This window comes from Allofournierella massiliensis, assembly GCF_004345265.1.
GTDB lineage: Bacteria > Bacillota > Clostridia > Oscillospirales > Ruminococcaceae > Allofournierella > Allofournierella massiliensis.
Window position 1 is genome coordinate 61563 of record NZ_SLUM01000001.1, and the last position, 21853, is coordinate 83415.

The 21853-nt window shown below is 62.3% G+C and carries 20 protein-coding genes; 10 read left to right on the plus strand and 10 right to left on the minus strand.

The features are described from left to right. Positions 1–142 precede the first annotated feature (142 nt). The 4 genes from EDD77_RS00310 to eutH all read left to right on the plus strand — a co-directional run bounded on the left by EDD77_RS00310 (position 143) and on the right by eutH (position 3865). Positions 143–1048 carry a transporter substrate-binding domain-containing protein gene (locus EDD77_RS00310; protein WP_058964079.1) on the plus strand — a complete coding sequence of 302 codons (906 nt, stop codon included), beginning with the start codon at positions 143–145 and terminating at the stop codon, positions 1046–1048. 78 nt (positions 1049–1126) lie between these two features. Then, on the plus strand, positions 1127–1822 hold the full coding sequence (locus EDD77_RS00315) for an amino acid ABC transporter permease (protein WP_058964080.1): 696 nt from the start codon (positions 1127–1129) through the stop codon (positions 1820–1822). A 1-nt stretch (position 1823) separates the two neighbouring features. Then, positions 1824–2552 (plus strand): amino acid ABC transporter ATP-binding protein, encoded by a 729-nt coding sequence (locus EDD77_RS00320; protein ID WP_187120500.1) that lies wholly within the window; start codon positions 1824–1826, stop codon positions 2550–2552. A gap of 227 nt (positions 2553–2779) precedes the next feature. Continuing rightward, positions 2780–3865, plus strand: coding sequence for an ethanolamine utilization protein EutH (eutH, locus tag EDD77_RS00325; RefSeq protein ID WP_058964082.1), 1086 nt, complete (start codon positions 2780–2782; stop codon positions 3863–3865). A 65-nt stretch (positions 3866–3930) separates the two neighbouring features. On the opposite strand, the gene EDD77_RS00330 is transcribed toward eutH, so the two are convergent. From EDD77_RS00330 to EDD77_RS17930, 5 genes are all read right to left on the minus strand, one after another. Then, a complete protein-coding gene (locus tag EDD77_RS00330; RefSeq protein WP_058964083.1) occupies positions 3931–5394 on the minus strand; it encodes an undecaprenyl-phosphate glucose phosphotransferase in 1464 nt (487 codons plus the stop codon). A 182-nt stretch (positions 5395–5576) separates the two neighbouring features. Continuing rightward, complete coding sequence (locus EDD77_RS18625) at positions 5577–6263, minus strand: peptidoglycan-binding domain-containing protein (protein WP_058964084.1); 687 nt, start codon at positions 6261–6263, stop codon at positions 5577–5579. Positions 6264–6294: 31 nt separating this feature from the next. Continuing rightward, positions 6295–8304: a peptidoglycan-binding protein gene (locus EDD77_RS18630; RefSeq protein ID WP_082669576.1), complete on the minus strand. Its 2010-nt coding sequence runs from the start codon at positions 8302–8304 to the stop codon at positions 6295–6297. 74 nt (positions 8305–8378) lie between these two features. Beyond that, positions 8379–9848: a recombinase family protein gene (locus tag EDD77_RS00345; RefSeq protein WP_132587270.1), complete on the minus strand. Its 1470-nt coding sequence runs from the start codon at positions 9846–9848 to the stop codon at positions 8379–8381. Continuing rightward, entirely contained in the window at positions 9845–9982 is a 138-nt protein-coding gene (locus tag EDD77_RS17930; protein WP_172733296.1) for a hypothetical protein, read from the minus strand. Before EDD77_RS17930 ends, EDD77_RS00345 begins: the two co-directional genes overlap by 4 nt. A 197-nt stretch (positions 9983–10179) precedes the next feature. Between EDD77_RS17930 and EDD77_RS00350 the strand changes: the two genes are divergently transcribed. The 3 genes from EDD77_RS00350 to EDD77_RS00360 all read left to right on the plus strand — a co-directional run bounded on the left by EDD77_RS00350 (position 10180) and on the right by EDD77_RS00360 (position 12555). Then, positions 10180–11124, plus strand: a complete 945-nt coding sequence (locus EDD77_RS00350) for a putative ABC transporter permease (RefSeq protein ID WP_058964088.1) — start codon at positions 10180–10182, stop codon at positions 11122–11124. Between the two features lie 190 nt (positions 11125–11314). Next, positions 11315–12046: a Crp/Fnr family transcriptional regulator gene (locus EDD77_RS00355; protein ID WP_058964089.1), complete on the plus strand. Its 732-nt coding sequence runs from the start codon at positions 11315–11317 to the stop codon at positions 12044–12046. Between the two features lie 176 nt (positions 12047–12222). Further along, the gene (locus tag EDD77_RS00360; RefSeq protein WP_058964090.1) at positions 12223–12555 is read left to right on the plus strand and encodes a hypothetical protein; all 333 of its coding nucleotides are present in this window, start codon (positions 12223–12225) and stop codon (positions 12553–12555) included. A gap of 68 nt (positions 12556–12623) precedes the next feature. Here EDD77_RS00360 and EDD77_RS00365 read toward each other — a convergent pair whose 3' ends face one another. From EDD77_RS00365 to EDD77_RS00385, 5 genes are all read right to left on the minus strand, one after another. Then, a complete protein-coding gene (locus tag EDD77_RS00365; protein WP_058964091.1) occupies positions 12624–14399 on the minus strand; it encodes an oleate hydratase in 1776 nt (591 codons plus the stop codon). Between the two features lie 289 nt (positions 14400–14688). Beyond that, entirely contained in the window at positions 14689–15663 is a 975-nt protein-coding gene (gene bsh / locus EDD77_RS00370) for a choloylglycine hydrolase (protein WP_058964092.1), read from the minus strand. 503 nt (positions 15664–16166) lie between these two features. Next, positions 16167–16466 carry a hypothetical protein gene (locus tag EDD77_RS00375; RefSeq protein WP_058964093.1) on the minus strand — a complete coding sequence of 100 codons (300 nt, stop codon included), beginning with the start codon at positions 16464–16466 and terminating at the stop codon, positions 16167–16169. 342 nt (positions 16467–16808) lie between these two features. Continuing rightward, on the minus strand, positions 16809–18119 hold the full coding sequence (locus EDD77_RS00380; protein WP_058964094.1) for an AAA family ATPase: 1311 nt from the start codon (positions 18117–18119) through the stop codon (positions 16809–16811). Between the two features lie 68 nt (positions 18120–18187). After that, the gene (locus EDD77_RS00385; protein WP_058964095.1) at positions 18188–18835 is read right to left on the minus strand and encodes a carboxypeptidase-like regulatory domain-containing protein; all 648 of its coding nucleotides are present in this window, start codon (positions 18833–18835) and stop codon (positions 18188–18190) included. Positions 18836–19003: 168 nt separating this feature from the next. Here EDD77_RS00385 and EDD77_RS00390 point away from each other — a divergent pair, with 168 nt between their 5' ends. Genes EDD77_RS00390 through EDD77_RS00400 form a run of 3 tightly spaced genes read left to right on the plus strand, consistent with a single transcriptional unit; the run spans position 19004 to position 21222 of the window. Beyond that, complete coding sequence (locus EDD77_RS00390; protein ID WP_058964096.1) at positions 19004–19891, plus strand: aldose 1-epimerase family protein; 888 nt, start codon at positions 19004–19006, stop codon at positions 19889–19891. Between the two features lie 56 nt (positions 19892–19947). After that, positions 19948–20697, plus strand: coding sequence for a tRNA threonylcarbamoyladenosine dehydratase (locus tag EDD77_RS00395; protein ID WP_058964097.1), 750 nt, complete (start codon positions 19948–19950; stop codon positions 20695–20697). Between the two features lie 42 nt (positions 20698–20739). Next, positions 20740–21222, plus strand: a complete 483-nt coding sequence (locus tag EDD77_RS00400) for a MarR family winged helix-turn-helix transcriptional regulator (protein WP_058964098.1) — start codon at positions 20740–20742, stop codon at positions 21220–21222. Positions 21223–21853 lie beyond the last annotated feature (631 nt).

A 21853-nucleotide genomic window follows, 5' to 3' on the forward strand; every position in this document is an offset into this window, starting at 1 on the left:
CAGTGTGTATAATTATACACATGGACGGGGCACACACCCCGCAAAGCAAAACGAACCACGGCGGCGCGGGCCGGGCAAAGGGAGCCCGACCGGGGGAAAAACAGCAACCCCAATGCCGCCCCACATACGGAGGGAATCAACCATGAAAAAGTTTCTTGCCATTGCCATGGCCGCTGTTCTCAGCCTGAGCCTGGCCGCCTGCGGCGGCGCTTCTTCCAGCACCGCCTCTTCCGCCGCTGCCTCCTCTGAGGCCGCTTCCACCGCCGCTTCTTCCGAAGCCGCCAGCGCATCCACCACCGCTTACGACTACTCTTCCTACACCGGCGAGACCATCGACGCCATCAAGGCTGCCGGCAAGCTGGTGGTTGGCACCGAGGCTCAGTACGCTCCCTTCGAGTTCAAGGATCTGGACGCCAACTTCGTGGGCTGCGACATGTGGCTGGCCCAGCAGATTGCCGACGCTCTGGGCGTTGAGCTGGAAGTGATGGACATGGCTTTTGACGGCATCATCCCCGCCGTGAAGTCCAACCAGGTGGACATCGGCATCGCCGCCTTCACCGTGGACGAGGAGCGCGCCAAGGAGATCGACTTCACCGACATGTACCAGAAGGACGAGCAGATGCTGATCGTCAAGAAGGGCAACGAGGAAGTTTACACCACCAAGGAGTCCCTGGCCGGCCAGCAGGTTGGCGCCCAGCGCGGCACCATCCAGAGCAAGCTGATCCAGAGCGCTCTGCCCGATTCCACCCTGTTCGAGCTGGACAAGTGGCCCACCCTGGCCATGGAAGTGGCCAACGGCAACATTGCCGCCATCGTGGTGGACGGCGCCGTGGGCGAGAGCCTGATCGCCACCAACGACGGCATTGCTCAGGCCAACTTCACCTTCAGCGCCGAGGAGGCCAACTTCGGTAAGGCCGCCGTGGTTGCCAAGGGCAAGGATGACCTGAAGGAGCTGGTGAACGCCGTGATCGCCAACGTGACCGCCGACGGTTCCTTCCAGGCTGCCTACGACGAAGCGGTTGAACTGGCCGGCACTCTGGGCGTATAATAAAAGGAAAAAAGGGCATCCTCACACCCCGGTTCGGGGCGTGAGGATGCTGTTGTGTCTCTACGAAAGGGGAGTCTTATGGAGTTTCTGGAAAAGATGGTGACCCTGTTCACCAAGTACAACAGCTTCTTCAGCGCAGGTGTGGCCAACACCATCATTCTTGCGCTGTTCACTGTGCTGCTGGGCACCGTGCTGGGCACGCTGCTGGCCATCATGAAGCTGGGCAAGTTTGCCCCCACCCGCTGGCTGGCCAACGTTTACATCGAGTTCATCCGCGGCACGCCGCTGATGATTCAGGTCATGTTTCTGTTCTACGGCCTGCCCATGGTGGGCATCACCTTCCCCAGCCTGCCCTTCATCTCCAACTCCGACCGGTTCATGGCCGGTATCTGCGCCATGAGCATCAACAGCGGCGCCTATGTGGCCGAGATCATCCGCAGCGGCATCCAGGCGGTGGACAAGGGCCAGACCGAGGCCGCCCGCAGCCTGGGCTTCAAATCCGGCCAGACCATGCGCATGGTGGTGCTGCCTCAGGCCATCAAGAACATCCTGCCCGCTTTGGGCAACGAGTTCGTGACCGTGATCAAGGAATCCTCCATTGTATCGGTCATCGGCATTGCCGACCTGATGTACCAGACCAACAGCGTGATCTCCACCACCTACCGCTCGCTGGCGGCGCTGGCGGTGGCAGCCATCATCTACTTTATCATGACCTTCGTAACCTCCCGCCTGATCGCGTTTGCAGAAAGGAAAATGGCCAATGGCACAAGATGAACTGATCGTTGTAAAAGATTTGAACAAGTCCTTCGGTAAGCTCCATGTGCTCAAGGATGTGAACACCAGCATCCGCAAGGGTGAAGTGGTGGCGGTGATCGGCCCCTCCGGCAGCGGCAAGAGCACCTTTCTGCGCTGTTTGAACCTGCTGGAGGTACCCACCAGCGGCCATGTGTTCTTTGAAGGCGTGGACATCTGCGACAAAAAGACCAATATCGACCTGCACCGCCAGAAGATCGGCATGGTGTTCCAGCAGTTCAACCTGTTCAACAACATGACCGTTCTGAAAAACATCACCGCCGCGCCGGTGAAGATCCGCAAAATGGACCCCAAGGCCGCCGAGGAAAAGGCCCTGCAGCTGCTGGACCGGGTGGGCCTCGCGGACAAGGCGGACAGCTACCCCGCCCAGCTTTCCGGCGGCCAGAAGCAGCGCGTGGCCATTGTGCGTGCGCTGGCCATGGAGCCGGACGTGATGCTCTTCGACGAGCCCACCAGCGCCCTTGACCCGGAGATGGTGGGCGAGGTGCTGCAGGTTATGAAGGATCTGGCCGCCGAGGGCATGACCATGGTGGTGGTGACCCACGAGATGAGCTTTGCCCGCGAGGTGTCCAGCCGGGTGGTCTTTATGGCCGACGGCCAGATCCGGGAGGATCGGCCCGCCCGGGAGCTGTTTGCAGACCCCCACGACGACCGCCTGAAGGACTTCCTTTCCAAGGTTCTCAACCTGTGAAAGACCTGCTGGGCATGAAAAAGCGCCCGGAGCACAAGGGCAATGCCGCACAATTCCAGGTGGCGGAGCGCGCCGGAAAATTTTGACGCGATACGCCGCCTGAGCCGGCAGGCGTGAATTATGCGGTGTTGCCCAAGACAAAAACAACGCGGCGCGGCTCCCCTTGCAAAAAGGGGGCCGGGCCGCTTTTTTGTGCCCGGGGCAAAGAGGAATGGGGGAAACGGAAGATGAACATCTGCATCGGGGTGCTTTTGTGCTTTGCGGTGCTGGGCCTTGCGGACAAGATTCTGGGCGGGCGGCTGGGCGTTGCCGCCGAGCTGGACCGGGGGCTTGCGGCCATGGGCTCTTTGAGCCTTTCCATGACCGGTATCTACTGCCTGATCATCACCGCCATGAGCGCGCTGGAGGGCGGGCTCTCGGCGGTGAGCCGGGCGCTGCCCTTTGACGCTTCGCTGGCCGCGGGCATGCTGCTGGCCCCGGATATGGGCGGCTGGGCCACCGCCAGCCAGCTGGCGGCAAGCGGGGCGCTGGCGGCCTACAGCGGCCTGCTGGTGGCCTCCACGCTGGGCTGCCTTGTGAGCTTCACGCTGCCCATTGCGCTGGGCAGTCTGGAGCATTACCAGATCCACGGCTTCATGCAGGGGGTGGTGTGGGGGCTGATCGCCCTGCCCGCCGGCCTTGTGGCGGGCGGTCTGGCGCTGGGCCTTGCGCCGCTGACGCTGGCGGAAAACCTGTGGCCGGTGCTGGTGCTCTGCGCTTTGCTGGTGGCCGGGCTTGCCAAAGCGCCCCGGGTCTGCCTGGGTGCGCTGGCCGCCTTCGGTGAGGCGGTGCGGATTCTTGGAGTGCTGGCCTTCGGCGTGGTGGCGCTGGGGCTGTTTTGGCCCGGGCTTGCCCTTGCGCCCGAAGGCCTTGTGGCCGAGGCGCTGATCATCGTGTTCAAGATCACGGTGGTGGTGTGCGGGGCCATGGTGGCCACCGCCCTGCTCATGGCCCGCTGCGGCGGCGCGGTGAGCCGCATTGCCGGTGCGCTGGGGGTGAACGAATACGCGGTGCTGGGGCTGCTGGCGTCGCTGGTGTCCACCGTGTCCATGCTGCCGCTGTACGCCCGCATGGACGTGCGGGGCAAGGTGATGAATGCGGCGGTTTCGGTGAGCGGGGCCTTCGTGCTGGGCGGCCAGATGGCCTTTGTGTCCAGCGTGAGCGATGCGCGCAGCGTGGCGGCCTTCTTTGTGTGCAAGATTCTGGGCGGCGCGCTGGCGGCGGCGCTGGCGCTGAAGTTCACCAGAAACGAGCAGCCGGAAACGGCGGCTTGAGCGCAAACGGATAAAAGCGCCGGGCCGGTGCGGGGGAAAATCCCCTCGCACCGGCCCGGCGCTTTTTATTCGGTTTTCTCCTGTGGCGGCTCCGCCCCGGCCTGTTCGTTTTCGGGGGGCTGGGCAGCGTGGGCGGGCTCCAGCTTTTCCTTGTTGAACAGCCCGCCGAAGATGGTCATGAACAGAATCTTGATGTCCAGAAAGATGGACCAGTTTTCAATATACCAGATGTCGCACTGGATGCGCCCCTCGATGGAGGTATCGCCCCGGAAGCCCTTCACCTGAGCCCAGCCGGTGATGCCCGGCCGCACCTGATGCTTCACCATGTAAAGGGGCACCGTCTCCTTGAACTGCTCCACAAAGTGGGGGATTTCCGGCCGGGGGCCGATCAGGCTCATGTCGCCCTTGAGCACGTTGAAGAACTGGGGCAGCTCGTCGATGCTGCACTTGCGGATCAGGCTGCCGAACCAGGTTTTGCGGGGGTCGGAATTCTGGCTCCAGCCGGTGTCCTGGCTGGCGTTCACCCGCATGCTGCGGAACTTGTACATGGTGAACAGCTTCTTGTTCAGGCCAACCCGCTGCTGGCGGAACAGGATCGGCCCCGGGCTGGACAGCTTCACCCCGATGGCCGCAATCAGCATGATGGGGCTGGTGAGCACGATCAGCACAAGGCTGCCCACAATGTCCATGCCGCGCTTCAAGGCCGCGTTGAGCATGTTGTCCAGCGGGATGGTGCGGATGCTGATCAGCTTTACCGAGCCGATCACATCCACGGTGGGGCGGCTGGGAATGTAGTCGTTGTAGAAGGGGATGATGCGGATCTTGGCGCCCTGCTTTTCGCAGGAGGCGATGATGGTGTTCATGAACTGGGTCTCGTGGGGCTCCAGCGCCACGATCACCTCGTCCACCGCGGGGCCGGCCAGAAGATCCGGCAGATCCTCGTAGCGGCCCAGATGCTGGCCCAGGCCCTGCTTTTCGCTGGCGGCCACATAGCCCAGCACATTGTAGCCATACTGGGGGTTGCGGCGCAGCGAATCCACATATTCAAAGGCCAGCCGGCCGTTGCCCACAATCAGAACATGCTTCAGGTTGTAGCCCAGCATCCGGAAATGGCGCAGGAAATGCCGCACCGTGACCCGCTTGAGCACCACAAGCCCGGTGGAGAACACGTAAAACAGCACCAGCACCCCGCGGGAGAAATCCACCGCCCGGGTGAGATACAGCGTCATGCCAATGAGCAAAAGGCCCAGCAGATTCGCCTTTAACAGGGCGATGGTCTCGTCCAGCAGGGTGGAAAACCGGAAGGAGCCGTAGAGCTTGAAGGCGTAGTAGATGGCGGCCATGAACACGCCGTAGAGCAGGGCGGGAAAAATTGCGCCGTTTTGCAGCAGCACCACCGCCGGGTTGAGCAGATTATCGCGGTAAACGCCCAGCCAGAGCCACACCGCCAGCAGATACGCCAGAGCGATGAGGAAGATGTCCAGCAGGCAGTTCACAATATTAAGCAAACGCTGGTTTTTGCGGATCATACCGGTAAGCCCCCTCTGCGGGCCCCAAAGCGGCCCGGGAAAACAGTCTTACTCTTTATTATAAGCAAATGGGCGCAAAAGTCCATATTTTGATTGATTTTGTCATGAAACGGGAACGAAAAGTTTACAAAAAAAGCCGGGCTCCCCGAAAAAGGGGAACCCGGTTTTTGAAAAGCTGGCGGTCAGTCGATCACGGTCTTGGTGCGGCCGATGCCCACCGAGGCGGCGGTGATCTTTTTCCATGTGTTGCAGCCGCAGATGCCGTCCGCCGTCAGGCCGCTCTGGCGCTGGTAGGCCTTCAGGGCGTTTTCGGTGTTGGGGCCGAACTTGCCGTCCAGCGTGCGGGTGGAATAGCCCAGGGCGTTCAGCGCGTCCTGCAGAATGAGCACATAGGTGTTCACGCAGCCCCGGCGCACGGTGGGGTAGCCGGCGGTGGTGCCGCTGCAGGCGGGCTTGCCGTAGCGCCGGTCAAAGTGCACCCAGGTGGGGGTCATGTCCTGGGGCTCCACATAGCCCCAGGCCCCGGTGTTTTTGGCCGCCTTCCAGATGGCGTTGCGGGCGCTGGAGCCCTGCCCCTGGCCCACGTCAAAGGCAACGCCTGCATAGTGCTGGCTGCGGGTGCCGTGGCCGCCCTCCCAGATGCGCTTGAAGGCGTAGCCGATGTGGATGCCCTTGCCGTAGCTGCGGCGGGTCAGGTTCCAGGCCTCCATGGCGGCGGTGGTGGTCCAGAGGGTGGGGCTCTGGCTGCTGCCCCGGAACTCCTTCACCTTCATGGTGGTGCCGTAGGAATAGGGCATGGTGTCGTTTTCGCCCAGATTGTAGGTGATCATCTTGTTGGAATAGGCGTCGTACACATGGATCTTGGGCATGGGGAACGCTCCTTTCGTTGATGAAATGGGTTCAGGTTTCGGGAATGGGCGGGTACAAAAGCGCGAAGATCGCATCCCAGGTGTTGCGGTCCACCGCGCCGGTGGGCGGCAGGCCCAGCCCCTGCTGGAAGGCGACCACCGCATTCTGGGTCTCTTCGCCGTAAACGCCGTCGTTCGGCACAAAATCCGCCACGCAGTACAGCTGGGCGATGCCGTTCATGGCCTGCTGCAGCGAGCTTACCGCCCCGCCCGCGCTGCCCCGGGCCATCACATAGCCCGGATACTCCGGCACTCCGGTGGGTACTGTGGAATCCGGCACCCCGGCGGCAAGGCTCAGGAAGGTGGCCTCCAGCGCGTTCCAGATGAATTCGTCCACGGCGTCGGTTTCCGGCTGGCCAAATTCCATCTGCCAGCTGTGCAGGGAATCCAACGTGCTCTGGCCGAAGATGCCGTCGATCCTGCCCGGATCCTGCACGGTGTCGTAAAAATAGCTGATGTAGCGCAGCAGGAACTGCACGAAGGCCACCGAAGGCCCCTCGGCGCCCATCATCAGCTCGAAGCCGGGCCAGGGCAGCAGGTTGAAGGCGGCCAGCAGCCCGTCGGCCGAGCGCAGCCGCTGGGCCTGTTCATACAGCGCCTGCCAGGTGGCGGGGCCGATGATGCCGTCCGCCGTCAGGCCGAACATGGTCTGGAAGGCCTTCACCGCCGCGGTGGTGGCCGGGCCGAAGATGCCGTCGATGGTCACGGTGGGCAGGGTGGGGAAGTAGACCGCCAGCAGCTTCAGGTAGAACTGGGCCTCCCGCACCGCCTTGCCGGTGCTGCCCTGCTTGAGGGGGGTGCCCGGGTAGGTGCCGGGGCGCTGATTGGGGGCGAGCAGGCCGTCGGCCACATCGCCGTACACCTCATACAGCTTCTGCCAGGTGGCCGGGCCCACCACGCCGTCCTGCGTCAGGCCGAATTCCTTCTGGAAGGCCTTTACCGCGCTGGTGGTGGCCGCGCCGAAGATGCCGTCCACCGTGATGGTGGGAACGGACGAGAAGTTGGAGGCGACCATGCGCAGGTAGAACTGCAAAAGGCGCACGCTGTCGCCCTTATCGCCCTGCCGCAGCGGCGTGCCCGGGTAGCCGCTGGGCTGCTCCTGAATGTCGCTTTCCAGGCTGTTGTAGGCGGCGGCAATGGCCTCCCAGGTGGCGGGGCCCACCACGCCGTCCACGGTGAGGCCGTTCTCCCGCTGGAAGGCCCGCACCGCATTGGCGGTGGCATTGCCGTAGATGCCGTCCACCGAGAGGGAGGGCAGAGCGGGGTCAAACTCGGCCAGAGCGTTCAGCCAGAACTGGATGCGCTCCACCCCGGTGCCGGTGCTGCCGATCTGCAAAGCGGTGCCCGGGTAGGTGCTGCCGTTCACATTGCTCTCGCCGGTGGGCTTTTCGCCCTCGCTGGTCAATTCCGCCAGATCCTTCACCGATACATAAATGTAGCTGATTTTGTACCAGGTGGCCCGGCCCACCACGCCGTCCACCGTCAGGCTGAACTGCTTCTGGAAGGCCTTCACCGTGGACTCGGTGGCCGCGCCGAACACCCCGTCGGTGCCCGGGTTGCCGAAGAAGGGGTAGTCCTTGGCGATGCGGGTGAGCTGCCGCTGGATGATGCGCACGTTCTGGCCGGTGTCGCCCTTACGCAGCGGGGTGCCGGGGTAGCTTTCCGGAATGTCCTGCAGGTTGTTGGTGCGCACGATCTCGATGTCGTTGCCGTAGTAGTATTTCAGAATCTGCAGCGCGTTCTTGCCCTCGTTGGCCCGATCCACCGTGCCCCACTGCTTCATGCCCTTGCAGGTGACGGACTTGCCGTCGCAGTATTCGGTGTAGTAGGGCTCGATGGTACCCTGACGGCGCACATAGGTGTTGAAGATGTCGTCGGTGAGCTTTTCCATCACCTCAAAGATGTTGCGCCTGTGCACATAGTACTGGTCGTAGCTGGTGGAGTTGGTGATGTTGAAGGTGTAGCCCCGGCTGGGGTACCACTCGGTGAAAATGCGGTTCATGGCCAGGCTGATCTGGGCGTGGATGTTGGCCCGCAGGGCCTGCTCCGGCCAGGGGGGCGTGCCCAGCCCCGCGGCTATACCCGCCAGAACACTTCCAGCCGCCGGTTGCCGGTTTCATCCGGCGGCCAGACCACGATTTTTTCGATCAGCGCCGCCGCCAGCTCCCGGCCGGGCGGGAGAGGGTCGGGCGGTGCATCGGGCGGGAACCGGGAATTCTCCGGGGAAGGCTGCGGGGCTTCCGTCAGCCGCAGCCGGGCCAGCAGCTCGGTGCGCAAAGCGGAAAATTCTTCTTCCTCCAGCAGCCCGGCGGCTTTGTCCTGATAGAGCCTTGCCAGCGCCTGCCGCAGCCGCTGCCCGGCCCCCGCACCGGGCGGCGGGGCCTTGGCCGGGGGCGGAGGCAGGCTGGCCGCGGCCTCGAACAGGGCGTTTATCCGCCCGGCAATCAGCTTTTCCAGCTCCGCAAGGGGCAGATAGGGCTGGCCGCAGCAGGCCGCGGGGCTCCGGCGGGCGGTGCGGCAGCGAAAATACCGGGTGGGCAGGCCGTTTTTGGGCCGGTAGCCGGAGCGGGTCTGTTCCATTAAATGGCCGCACAGGCCGCACACCACCAGCCCCGCCAGCGGGTGGGGCGCGCCCGGTTTGCCCGAGCGGGCCCGGGCGGCAAGCAGCGCCTGCACCCGGTCGAATACCGCCCGGCTCACCAGCGGCGGCTGGCTGGCGGGGGCCACGATCCACCGCTCTTCGGGCAGGCGGCGGGTTTTGCTGCTCCGCCAGCTGATCCGCTCCACCCGGCCCTGCACCAGATCCCCCGCGTAGGTGCGGTTGGTGAGCATCCGGTGAACCGTGGCCTTGCTCCAGAGCCCGGGCCCGGGGGCTTTGCCCTGCGCCAGCGCCTTCGCGGCGGCGGGGGAGGGGATGCCCTCGGCGTTCAAACGCCGGGCGATGGCCGCGCACCCCAGGCCGGAAAGGGCAAGGGCAAAGATGCGCACCACCACCGGCGCGGCGGCTTCGTCCGGCAAAAGATGCCCCCTGCAGGCCGGGTCCTTCCGGTAGCCGTAGAGCGCGCCGCTGGCGATGCTGCACCCCTGCCGCCGCTTGTGGGTGAGCACCGCCCGCACGTTGGCGGAAAGATCCTCCAGATACCACTCGTTCATCAAGCCATAGATCTGGCGGCTTTTCTTGCCGGCGGGGTCGGCGGTGTCCACATGATCCACCAGCGCCAGAAACCGCACACCCCACAGGGGGAACAGACCGTGCAGGTATTTTTCCACCAGCTCCATGTCCCGGGTAAAGCGGGACTGGCTTTTGGCCAGAATCACGTCGATCTGCCCCGCGCGGGCGGCGGCGATCATCCGGTTAAAGGCCGGGCGATCCCGATCCGCGCCGGAGTAGTCCTCGTCGCAGTAGATCCCCTGCACCGCACAGCCCAGCCGGTCGGCCCAGGCCAGCAGCATGGAGCGCTGGTTCTGGATGCTTTCGCTCTCCGCTGTGCCTTCCAGCCCCTCGTCCTCCCGGCTCAGCCGGCAGTAGAGCGCCGCCCGCGTCATTGCTCCGGCTCCTGCTTTGGCGGGCGGGGGCTGCCCTCCTGCAGGGCCTCGGCCAGCCGGCGCACCGTCTGGGCCCGCTCCAGGTCGCCTTTGGCGCGGAAATGCTCCTCCAGAATGTAGTGAATGGACGCCATGTGCATTCCTCCCGTTCGATGGTTTTCGCGGCAGCTGCCGCCGTATCATCCTATGAAGCCCCCGGGCGGAAAAATGCGCAAAAAATGTGCGAAAGAGCCGGTCCGTTGTGCAGCCAACCGCAATAAAAGCCCCCGGGCAGTACAATAAGACCATGGACCCGGCGAGACGGCCGGGCCGCATGGAAGGATGAAGCAATATGATGTTGGGACTTTACACACTTCCCCAATGGGTGCTGCTGTTTTTCAGTTACGGGTTTCTGGGCTGGGTCTGGGAGAGCGGGTATGTTTCGGTGCGTCAGAAGCACTGGGTGAACCGGGGCTTTCTGCACGGGCCGGTGATCCCCATCTACGGGTTCGGCGCGGTGGCCATTCTGGCCCTGTGCGCCCCGGTGGCGGGCAGCCTGCCGCTGCTGTTTTTCAGCGGCATGTTCTGGGCAACCGCGCTGGAATACGCCACCGGCTGGGCCATGGAGCAGATGTTCCATGTGCGCTACTGGGATTACACCAATGAAAAATGGAACCTGAACGGGTATATCTGCCTGATGGCTTCCCTGTGCTGGGGGCTGTTCTCGGTGCTGCTGCTGCGGGGCATTCAGCCGCCGCTGGCAGGCATCATCACCGCCCTGAGCGGCCCGGCGGCAGCCATGCTGGCCGGTGCGCTGGCACTGGCCTTTGCGGCCGATGTGGCAGTGTCCACCCGGGAGGCGCTGGATCTGCGCCGGCTGCTGGAGCAGCTGAGCGCCAGCCGCCGCCAGATTGCCCGGCTGGAACGCCGGCTGGAAATTGCGGGCGTGTTCTGGGAGCAGGACGTCCGGCAGGCGCTGAACGGCCTGCGCAGGGAGGGCGAGCAGGCCGCCGGGGCGATCAGCCTGCGGCTGGAAGCCGCCCGGGAACGCCGCCGCAAAATGCTGTGGCAGATGAGCCGCCAGCTGGAGCAGCTGCGCCGGGAGGGCAGGCTGCATCCGGGCCTTACCGGGCCGGAGCAGAAGGTCATCCAGCAGGAGCTGTCGGCCATGCACCGGCGCACCGACGATATGTATCTTCGGGCGGCCCGGGTGCTGCGGCGCAACCCCGGCTCCACCACCAGCCGGCACACCGAGGCCATGGAGGAGCTGCGCAGCCTGACCGGCAGCGAGGCATAACAGGCCATCATACACACAAACGGCGGGCCGAAAACGGCCCGCCGCTTCGTTGAGCCTGAAACACAGCGCGGGTGCTCTTGCAGCCCGCCGTACAGGGAGTATAATAAGGATGAAACAGAACAATTTGAAACAGGGTTCGATTGGCTGGTATGGAAAACCGGCAGGGGATGTACAAAAAGGAGCGACCGGTATGGAGACCGAACAAACCATGGAACAACGGCTGGGAGTGGAGCTGGAGGAGCTGCGGCGCTGCATTCTGTTCCGCAACATGACCGATGAGGAGATTCGAAGCGCACTGGAGGCGGTTTCGGCCCGGCGGGCAGGCTATGCCCGGCGGGCGGTGATCGGGCAGGACGGCGACCCGCTGGAGGAGGTGGCGCTGATCCTTTCCGGCAACCTGCACCTGACCCACGCGGACGCGGCGGGCAACAGCAACCTGATGGACGTGCTGGGCCCCGGCGACACGCTGGGCGAATTGAACGCGGTGGGCGGCTACCGGCTGCACAGCACCATCACCGCGGCCAGCGCCGCCGAGCTGCTGTTTTTCCGGGTGGACAGGCTGCTGCGGGCCAACCGGCTCACTGACCCGGGGCAGATCCGCTTTGTGCAGAACCTGACGCTGGCGGTGGCCCAGAAGGCCCAGCGGCTGACCAAAAAGCTGGAGGACAGCATCCGCCGCACCACCCGCGAGCGCCTGCAGGACTACCTGAGCGCCCAGTACCACAAGGCGGGCAGCCGCACCTTTGTGATCCCGCTGAACCGGCAGGATCTGGCGGATTTTCTGTTTGTGGATCGGAGCGCCATGTCCAACGAGCTGTGCAAGATGCGGGACGAGGGGCTTTTGAAGTTCGAGAAGAGCCGCTTCGAGCTGCTGGTGCAGATGCCCATCACCGACCACGAGCCGGACCCCAACGAGGAATAGCATACAGAGCAGACGCCCCCGCGCCCATACAGCCGGGGGCTTTTTTTGTGGGGATACCGGCATTCTCTGCCGCGGGCTGCAGGGCCCCCTGGGCCGCGATTCAGGCTTCGAGTAGAGCAGGGCCCCTGCCTGCGGGCCTGCACCCGCTGGCGGGCACGGCAGGGGGCTGTGAGGGCATGGTGGAGAAAGGCGCCTGCGGCAACGAAAAAGTGCAGACAAAAAAGAACGCCTTCCCGAAGTTCGGAAAGGCGTTCTCTGTTTGTGTGTTCTATAAGTGTGGGGATGGCCCGGCGAGGGGTCAGTCCACCGCCCGCCGCCCCCGGGGCCAGAATGGAGAACAGCCCCACCCCCACCAGCGCGGCGCCGGCCAGCAGGCCGCTTTTGCCGTTCACCGGCACAAAGGCCGGCTCGCTTTCGGGGGCGAATTCCGCCCGGGGCGGGCCGTCGTTCATGTAGTCCGCGCCGGTGTGGGGTCGAAAATCGGTGTAATTGGTTTCTTTCATGGATGATTCCTCCTGAATTGGGTGGATGTGTGGGGGGGCGGCGGGCCCGGCGGGGTGCCGGGCCCGCTTTGGGGTCAGATCAGCTGGTAGCGGGCCAGCAGCTCCTCCAGCACGGTGCCCCGGAACTTGTCCAGCCCGGCGTGCAGGGCCAGCTTATAGGGCAGGGGCAGCTTCATGTCGGTGAGCTTGCGGCCATCCAGCAGGTAGTGGGTGGCGTTCAGCAGGCACCGCAGGTCGTAGGCGGAGCCGAACACCTCGGGCACGCCCCGCTCCACGTCCAGCAGGGTGTAGACCGCCTCCATGGCGGTGCGCACCGAGTATTCGGTGGTGAAGATGGTGTCGCGCCGGGTCTCGGCAAACTGGCCAAGGAAGGCGAAGTTCACGCAGCCCTCCGGCACCACCTGGGGCCGGTCGCCTGCGGCGCGGGGCATGAAGAAGGCGGTCACATAGGGCATCATGCAGGGAACGGTGGAGGCGGCCTCACGGGCCAGCAGCTCGATCTCGTTCTCGGGCACGCCCAGATGGTACAGCCACTCCATGCAGATCTCGGCGCCGGTGCATTCCGCCATGGGCTTGCCCACATAGTCGCCGGGTTCATCGGGGGAAAGGCCGTAGATCCAGCCCACCAGCTGGCCGGCCGGCTGGGCCTTGAAGTGGGGCTGCCGGTTGAAGGTCCAGCTCATCAGCCAGGCGGAGTCCTTTGCGGTCACGATGCCGCCGGTCACCACCCGCCCGGAATAGGGATCCCGGTGGCAGATCTTCTGCACATAGGAGGCGATGCGGTCGTCCAGCAGGGTGACGGTGGCGGATTCCCATTTGGTGGCCTGAATGTCGGAGCAGAAGGCGCCGGGGTTGCCGAAGGCGGGGTTCTGCACCGCCAGATTCTTCCACAGCTCCCAGCTGCTGCCCTGGCCGTTCTCTACGGTCAGGCGGGGTGCTTCGTCGTTGGAGCCAAGGGCCGCGCCCTCGGTGCAGGAGCCGTTGGTCACGAACACCAGATCGTTTTCGTCCAGCTCCCGGCTGCGGGGCTGGCCGTTCTGGACAAATTCCAGCCGGTGGGCCACCTTTTTGCCGGGCAAAAAGTGGAACAGCACGTTGGTCACCTTGATGCCGTATTCAAACTGCATGCCCTCCTTTTTCAGGTATTCCACCAGCGGCAGAATCAGCGATTCGTACTGGTTGAAGCGGGTGAATTTGAGGGCGGAAAGATCGGGCAGGCCGCCGATGTGGTGCAGAAACCGGTGCAGATACAGCTTCATCTCCAGCGCCGAGTGCCATTTTTCAAAGGCGAACATGGTCTGCCAGTAAAGCCAGAAGTTGGAGGCGTAGAACTCGTCGCTGAACACCTCGTCGATGGTCTTGTTGTAAAGGTCCTCGTCCTTTGCGAAGAAGAGGGCCATCAGCTCCAGTGCCGCCGCGTCGCTCAGCCCGAAGCGGTTGCCGGTCTCGGCGCTTTCGCCCTGGTTCAGGGTGGCCCGGTTCAGCGAGAAGTTGGGGTCATCCTTGTTGAGCCAGTAGAATTCATCCAGCACGCTGGCGTTTTCCACCTCCAGCGAGGGGATGGACCGGTACAGATCCCACAGGCACTCGTAGTGGTCCTCCATCTCCCGGCCGCCCCGGATCACGAACCCCAGCTGGGGGTCCAGAATGCCGTCGCAGGCGCCGCCGGGCAGGGGCGATTCCTCTAAAATGTGGATGCGCTCGCCGGGGATGCCGCCGTCCCGGATGAGGAAGGCCGCCGCCGAAAGGCTGGCAAGGCCGCCGCCCACCAGCCAGGCGGATTTGCCCTCGGCCTTTTTCGGGGTGCGGGGGCGGGCAAACGCTTCGTAGTTGCCGTTGCTGTAATACATAAAAAATACCTCCTGTGCCGGGGGGCAGGGCCCGTCCCGGCGGTAAAAAGAAAATGGATGGTACAAAAAGCGGGAGAACCCGGGCCTGCTTGCCCGTTTGCAGCAGCGCACAGCGTTTGCAGGAAAGGGAAAACCGGCAAGGCGCATCGCCTTCGACCTGTATTCATCATACGCTGAATGGGGGCGCAAAACGGTTTGCCAAACAACGGTTTTGGATTCTGCGCAAAAAAAGCCGGAACAGGCAGAAAAAATCCCCCTGACCCGAAGGTCAGGGGGAAAGGGGATGCGTTCAGTTCAGGGCTTCGAAGCCGTGGCCGCCGGGCAGCGGCCAGCAGCACAGGGTGTTGGCCTCCAGCGGGGCCCGCAGCAGGCTTACCGCGTGGATGCGGCTGTTGTCGTAGGTCTTGAAGTAGTAGACGCCCCGGGCCGGGTCGGCACAGCAGGAGTAAAGGGTCAGGTCCGGCTTGCCCTCCGGGGTGATCACGCTGCCCCGCACCATGGCCACCGCGTCCAGAATGTGGAAGAACTGGTTCACCGCGTCGTCACCGGCGGCGTGCACCGAGTTGCATTTCAGGAAGGCCGCCCGCACGAACCGCCCCATGGGGGAGCAGTCGCCCGGCAGGCCGATGGCGCCCATGCCCTGCCCGTAGGGGGTGAGGGGAACGCCGGGGGCAAAGCGGTTTTCCGGCGGCGCGGCGGAAAGGGTCTGGTAGCCGGTCAGGTTGGCCAGCTGCACCGGGAAGGGCGGGTTGTTGGTGAGCACGCCCACCGGGTCCTCGTAAAGGCGGGAGCCCTCGGCGGTGACCTCCAGCACCAGCGCGCCGGTGCCGTCGGCAATGTGCCAGTGCAGCGGGGCCAGGGGGTAGCCCGGCGCGAAGGGGATGCCCAGCAGGTCGATGCCCTCCAGCATGGCGCGGGCTTCCTTCAGGGTGCGGCAGCTGCCCAGCACCAGCGGGATCAGCTCATAGGGGGCCACCGCGTCCGGCGCGGCCTGTTCGGCGGGAGTGTAGTAGGCGTTGCCGGGGAAGTTCAGCCCGGCCATGTACAGCCCGGCCTCGTTCATGGCCTCGGCGTACAGGGGCACGCCCCCGGCCACGGTGGCCATGCCGATCATGGCCAGATGGTGGGCCATCGCCGGGCGGCGGTGGAAGTGGAAGGCGAAGGAGCGGGGCGTTGCCACCACCTGCTGGCCGAAGGGCGTTTCCAGATCCAGATTGCGGCCGAACAGCGGATAGGGTGCGGAAAAAGCGATGCTTGTGCACATAAGAATAGTCTCCTTGCGGCGTTGGCCGCGGTCTTGGGGGGATGTTACGTTAAGGTTAGTATATCACATTTCAGGAAAAAATCCGTTGTTTGAAAAACGCCGACTAAAGCCGGTGTGGCACAAGAAAACGACGGTTCTGCCGTAGGATTTTGGCGCACAAAATGTTCAAAGGGGCGGGCAAGCCATCAAGGCTTGCGCCGCCCCTTTTCGCACTTTCTGCATCCAAAATCCTGGGGCAGAACTGCACAGCACCGGAAAAGAGCTGATTTTGATGGGAGTGCAAGGAAAAGACCCGCAGGCACCCTTGGTGGTTGTCAAGGGGCTTTGACGCTGCAATTCCGCAAAAACAGCCCTTTTCCGGCGTTGTTTTCTTATGTCACGCCGGCTAACAAAAGGCGCTTTTTTAAGATGCAAAAAAAGTGAAACTCATTTTTAAAACGGGTGAAAAAAACGCCAAAATAAAAATGAGTTTCACTTTTGAAAGGCATTAACTGCAACTTGTATCACAGAAAAATCTGTTCCAGCTGAAAAAGAGGGAGCAGATTTTGTGTGATGATTCGATCCAGATCCAGACAGTCAATCAGAGCGCGGGAGCGTTCCCCCTTGTGGTAGGCTTTGCGGGTCGCATGTTTGCTGCGCTGGGCTGCGAACAGGCGCTTGAGCCGGGCGGCCCCCTTTCGGCCGGAAGGGATGTCGGCAGAGGTCAGGGGCTGAGACAGCTCCATGTATCGACTGATCCCATCCAGATCCAACAGAAAAATATCCTCTATATCCGCGCTGGCGGCGGAATTGCGCCCAGTCACCCTCGTAAAATTTGCTCACATCGCTGGAATAATCGTCCATATCATAGCAAAGAAAAACCGTCCAGTTTTTTGCCTGCGGGTGACCGGAAAGGCAGCGATTGGAAAACCAGCTTGCAGAGTTGTGAATCTGTGTGATGGTTCCCACGGCGTTCAAACGCACAATGCGCTTTCCAAAGGAACCGTGAACAATATAATAGGGCTCAAAGGTGACGGGGTCGTTTAAGCACTCAATGCTGCATTCCGGGTGCTTTCTGCCGTAATGGAGAAACAGCGCCTGATAAAACTGGTACTCCGTATCCGCTTCCATAATCAGGGCAAAGCCCTGTTCAAATCCCTGATCCATCACACATCCTCCAGATAGTTGCGCAGCAGGTTCATGGAGGATTCAGGGCCGCACATCAGTTCGAACAGATATTCCCCTACGGACAAGCCGTAAACACGGGCGGCGGCAATGAGTTTTTTGACCTTGCCGGGAGAAATCTGGAAAAACTGTGCAATTCCGGGCTGCGGGCACCCGCCTGCATACAGTTGGTCCGGTTTCAGATACTGAACAAGGTAGGGAGAATGGCTGGAAATGATCAGACAGGTCTGTTCCAAAGTGTCAGATATGATTTCCAGCAGCTCTTTCAGCATGCGGGGATGGATACTGGTTTCCAGTTCCTCCACACCAATGCAGGAAACCTGATTACAGCTTGCGATAAAAATATTGGTCAGCAGCCAGAAGATCCGTTTGGTTCCGGTGGACATCGCAGAAAGATTGACCGGCTGGTTCAGATATTCACTGGTGAGTGTGACGCGATAGACCTTGTCTTTTAAATGGAAGGGGACCGGGTTTGCCTGCGCATTTTCGACCATGGAAAACAGACTGCGGTCGTTTGCGGAAAGGGAAAGTTCATGGGCGTGGATGTGAATGGAGGTGAACTCCGGAAACAGGGAATACACCGCATCCTCAAAGGCAAGATACCGGTCCGGATACAGCTCCCGCAGCTGGTACAGCGCGCGGGAAATGTCTTCATCGTCAAAACGAATATGAGAGTCGTCTTCGTCTGCAATGCGAAACGGAATGGGCTGAAACTGGTTGCGTACATCCAGCGTGCTGCATACCCGGTATTCAAACTGGCGGATGCATTGAACGGCTGGGCCGTATTCCAGATCGTCCACAGAAAAGAGAAGGTCCAAAGCCAGAACCGAAGGCTCCAGAACAATGCTGCGGAACGCATTGGTGGACTTGCCTTTCCGGTATTTGCCCAGGGAGCGTTTTAAATAGCTGGTATAACGCACACTTTCGGTGGGGCGCATTTCCAGCGTTTCGTCAACGATTTGCTGGCCGGCCTTATCATCCCGATACCATAAGAAGGAAAAACCGTAATGAATAAAGCGGTATTCGCCCAGTTCCGGTGCATCCAGTTCCATTTCGAAGGAGAAGGGCTCGTTGGCCAGCTCCGGGGTTAATGGAATGGCATCGACCCAGCTCATCATGTTGGCGCGCTGCTTGGGGCTGGCGGAAATAAAATCGGTGGCGAAATCAAGCGCCTCCAGAAGGTTACTCTTTCCGTAGTTGTTTGGGGAGATCACCGCGATGGAGGGATGATCAAAACGCAGCCTGGTCGTGCGCAGATTTTTGAAACCACCCACGGTGAGAGATTTTAGCATCAAGGGAATCACCTCCGTCTGCTTTTATGATACAAAAAACAAATTCCAGTGTCAATGAACTTTGATCTCTATAAAGATGCAATATTCGCCAAAAAACAGGGATGAGTTTTTGCTGGAGTGAAAAATAAATTTGTGGGTTTGGTCACGCCCGGCCAGGTGGGGTAGACCTCGCTGGAGGCCACGTTGGCGATGTAATGCCGGAAGCTCACCGTTACATTGCGGGCGCTTTCCTTGGGCTTGCCCAGATGCACCGTGATGGTGGTGGGCACGATGGGGGTGGCCAGCACCAGCGGGGCCGGGCAGTTTTGGGCCGGGGCCACGCTGGAGGGCCCCTGGGGCCGGTAGAGGGAATGGGGCGGAATGTCGAAGCTCTCCGGCTTTGGCTGGGGCGCGCCCAGCCGCTGGGCGGGCAGCATCTCCAGCAGAATCAGGGCGGTCTGGCAGGCGAACACCTGCACCCCCTGCATGGTCACGGTCTGGTAGCCCACCTTTTCTGCGGTCACGTCCCACAGGCTGTAGGGCTGCTGGGTGTTGGCTTCGTCCAGACTGAGCGCCTTGTCCGGCGCGGGCAGCTGAATCACCGGCGCGGTGCCGGTTTCATCGGTGGTCAGGGTCACAGGCGCATGGCCCTCGCCGCGTATCGTCACGGTCACGCCGGGGACCGGGGCGCTCTGGCGGGCGGCGTAGCTCTGGACCAGAAGGCAGCCGTTCATCATGAGGCAAAACTCCTTTCGTTCGTTCAGCGGATCGGGTGCGGGCCGGGAAGCGCCCGCCTTGCACCTACCCTATTCCGCACCGGTGTGCCGTGATACTCTTGGAATTTTGGCCCGGGTGTACTATACTTTAGGTAACGTCTTTTATAAAAGGAAAGGGGTAGCGTTTTTATGCGACATACCATCGAAAATGAATTTTTGACCGTGACCGTGGAGACCAAGGGTGCCGAGCTGGTGAGCGTGGTGGACAAGGCCACCGGCGCCGAGATGATGTGGGACGGCCAGAAGGATGTGTGGCCCCGCCGCGCGCCCATCCTGTTCCCCTACTGCGGCAAGCTGAACGGCGGCCACTACACCCTGGACGGCCAGACCTGGGAGGGCGGCCAGCACGGCTTTGGCCGGGACTTCGAGCACGAGTTTGTGGGCGCGGAAAACGGCGCCATGCGCTTTGTGCTGCGCGCCAATGAGGAGACCCGCAAAAAGCTGCCCCGGGACTTTGCGCTGGAAAGCGCCTTCGTGCTGGACGGCCGCACCCTGCGCCAGACCATCACCGTGACCAACACCGGCGACAGAGAGCTGCGCTTCGGCTTCGGCTTCCATCCCGGCTTCGCGCTGCCCTTCGACGACAAACACACCACCACCGACTACGAGCTGCGCTTTGACGCGCCCCAGACCCCGGTGGTCATCGAGACCGGCGCCACCAGCGGCCTGGTCACCGGCGAGACCCGGGTGATGATGGAGAACAGCGATGTGATCGCACTGGACGACCGGATGTTCGACCATGACTCCACCTGCATGAGCCAGCTGACCGCCAAGACCCTGAGCGTGGTGGAGAAGGACACCGGCCGCCGCATCACCGTTGGTCTGGAGGGCTTTGCCTACACCCTGATCTGGAGCGCGCCCGGCAACCCGAACCTGCACTTTGTGTGCATCGAGCCCTGGCACAGCCTGCCGGACACCGAGACCTTCGGCGGCGACTGGAACGAAAAGCCCTGCGCCGCGGCGCTGGCCGCCGGCGAGAGCTGGAACACCACCCTGGAAATGACCTTTGACCGCTGAGCGCGGCCCGGCCCCCGTGGCCGAAACGCATGAACCCAAAAGGAGAACCAACACCCATGAGCATCGCACCCTTTGAACGGCGCACTGCCCTTCTGCTGGGCGAGGAGGGCGTGAACGCCCTGCACGCCGCCCATGTGATCCTGTTCGGCGTGGGGGGCGTGGGCGGCTATGTGGCCGAGGCCCTTGCCCGCGCCGGCGTCGGCCGGCTTACGCTGGTGGACGACGACACCATTGCCGAATCCAACCGCAACCGCCAGCTGATCGCCCTCACCGACACGGTGGGCCGCAGCAAGGTGGAGGTGGCCGCCCAGCGCATCCGGGCCATCAACCCGGACTGCCGGGTGGAGCCGGTGGCGCTGTTCTATATGCCGGACACCGCCGATCAGATTTCCTTTGAAGGGGCCAGCTATGTGGTGGACGCGGTGGACACCGTGACCGCCAAGCTGGAGATCATCGGCCGGGCGCTGGCCGCCGGGGTGCCGGTGATTTCCAGCATGGGCACCGGCAACAAGCTGCATCCGGAGCTGCTGGAGCTGACCACCCTCGAAAAGACCACAGCCTGCCCGCTGGCCCGGGTGATGCGCCGGGAGTGCCGGGCAAGAGGGTACAAAAACATTCCGGTGGTGTATTCCACCGAACCCGCCCTCACCCCGAAGCAGCTGGACGGCCCGGCGGAGGTGCCGGGCGCGGCGGTTCGGGCAGGCAACCCCAAAAAGCAGACCCCCGGCAGCGTGAGCTTTGTGCCGGGGGCCGCGGGCCTGATCATCGCCGGCAAGGTGGTGCGGGACCTGACCGGGCAGCCATGAAGCCGCCCGGCGGCAAAAAAACGAAAGGCGGAGGAAACGGTTGTGGAACAAAAGCGCGGCGAATTGCTGAACCAGGTGTGGAACCTGCAGAACGAAGCCTATGACCTGATGTGCGAATACGACGCCATGCCCCACCGCTACGGCGAGTGCATGCTGTATCAGGCGGAGGCCCACATGATTGACCTGATTGCCCTGTATCCGGGCATCACCGCCGCGGATCTGGCCAAGGTGCTGCGCAAGACGCCCAGCGCCTGCTCCCAGACGCTGCGCAAGCTGCGGGAGAAGGGGCTGGTGGAGCAGCTGCGCAACACCGCCAACAACCGCCAGTACATGCTGCGCCTGACCGAGAGCGGGCAGGCGCTGTATCGGGACCACTCCGCCTTCAGCGCCGACTGCCAGCAGCGCACCTTCGACCGGATGGCGGAATTCACCGAGGAGGAGCTGGCGCTCTATCTGCGGGTGCAAAAGCGCATCAACGAGGCCTACGCCGACGATGTGCGCCGCAGCCGGGAACATTTTACCTGAACAGAAGCGCTGTTTCGATTCACAGGCGGATGCGGCAGACGTGTCCGCCTGTTTTTGGCGCAGACCGGGCAAATCGTTCGCCTTGAAGAGGAGGCAAAGCCTTCGGCACCAGAGAATTTGCGTGGTCATTTTTTCTGAGGAAGGGGAGGCTGTGTGCGGAATTTTTGTTTCATTCAACGTTTTATTGAATTATCTTAATAATTTAGTAAATTAATTGTTGACTTCCTTTCCGGTCAGGAATAGAATAGGGGCAGCAAAGGCACTTTGACGGAGAAAGTTTCCGCAAAGTGCCTTTGTTTTTTATTCCGCAGGCAGAGGAGGTTGTTTTCATATCCGGCAAACGGCACAATGGGGTGCTGCATGGGTTCCGGTCGGTCGGGGCTGTGCAGTACCCCGTTTTTTTGTGTGGACGACCGCACAGGGAAAACAGCCCTGTGCCGCTGAATCACTGAAAATTTCCGGATTTTTTCATCGGAAGGGAAACGCATTATGAAGCAGGAAATGTAACCGCAGAGCAAAGCGAAACCGGCACAGAAAAAGTGATTTCAGGGATGCAGACAGGTGCAGAGGTGTTTTTATACGCGAACAGAAGGAGGAATTCTGTTGTACAGTTGCTACAAAAGTGCCTGCC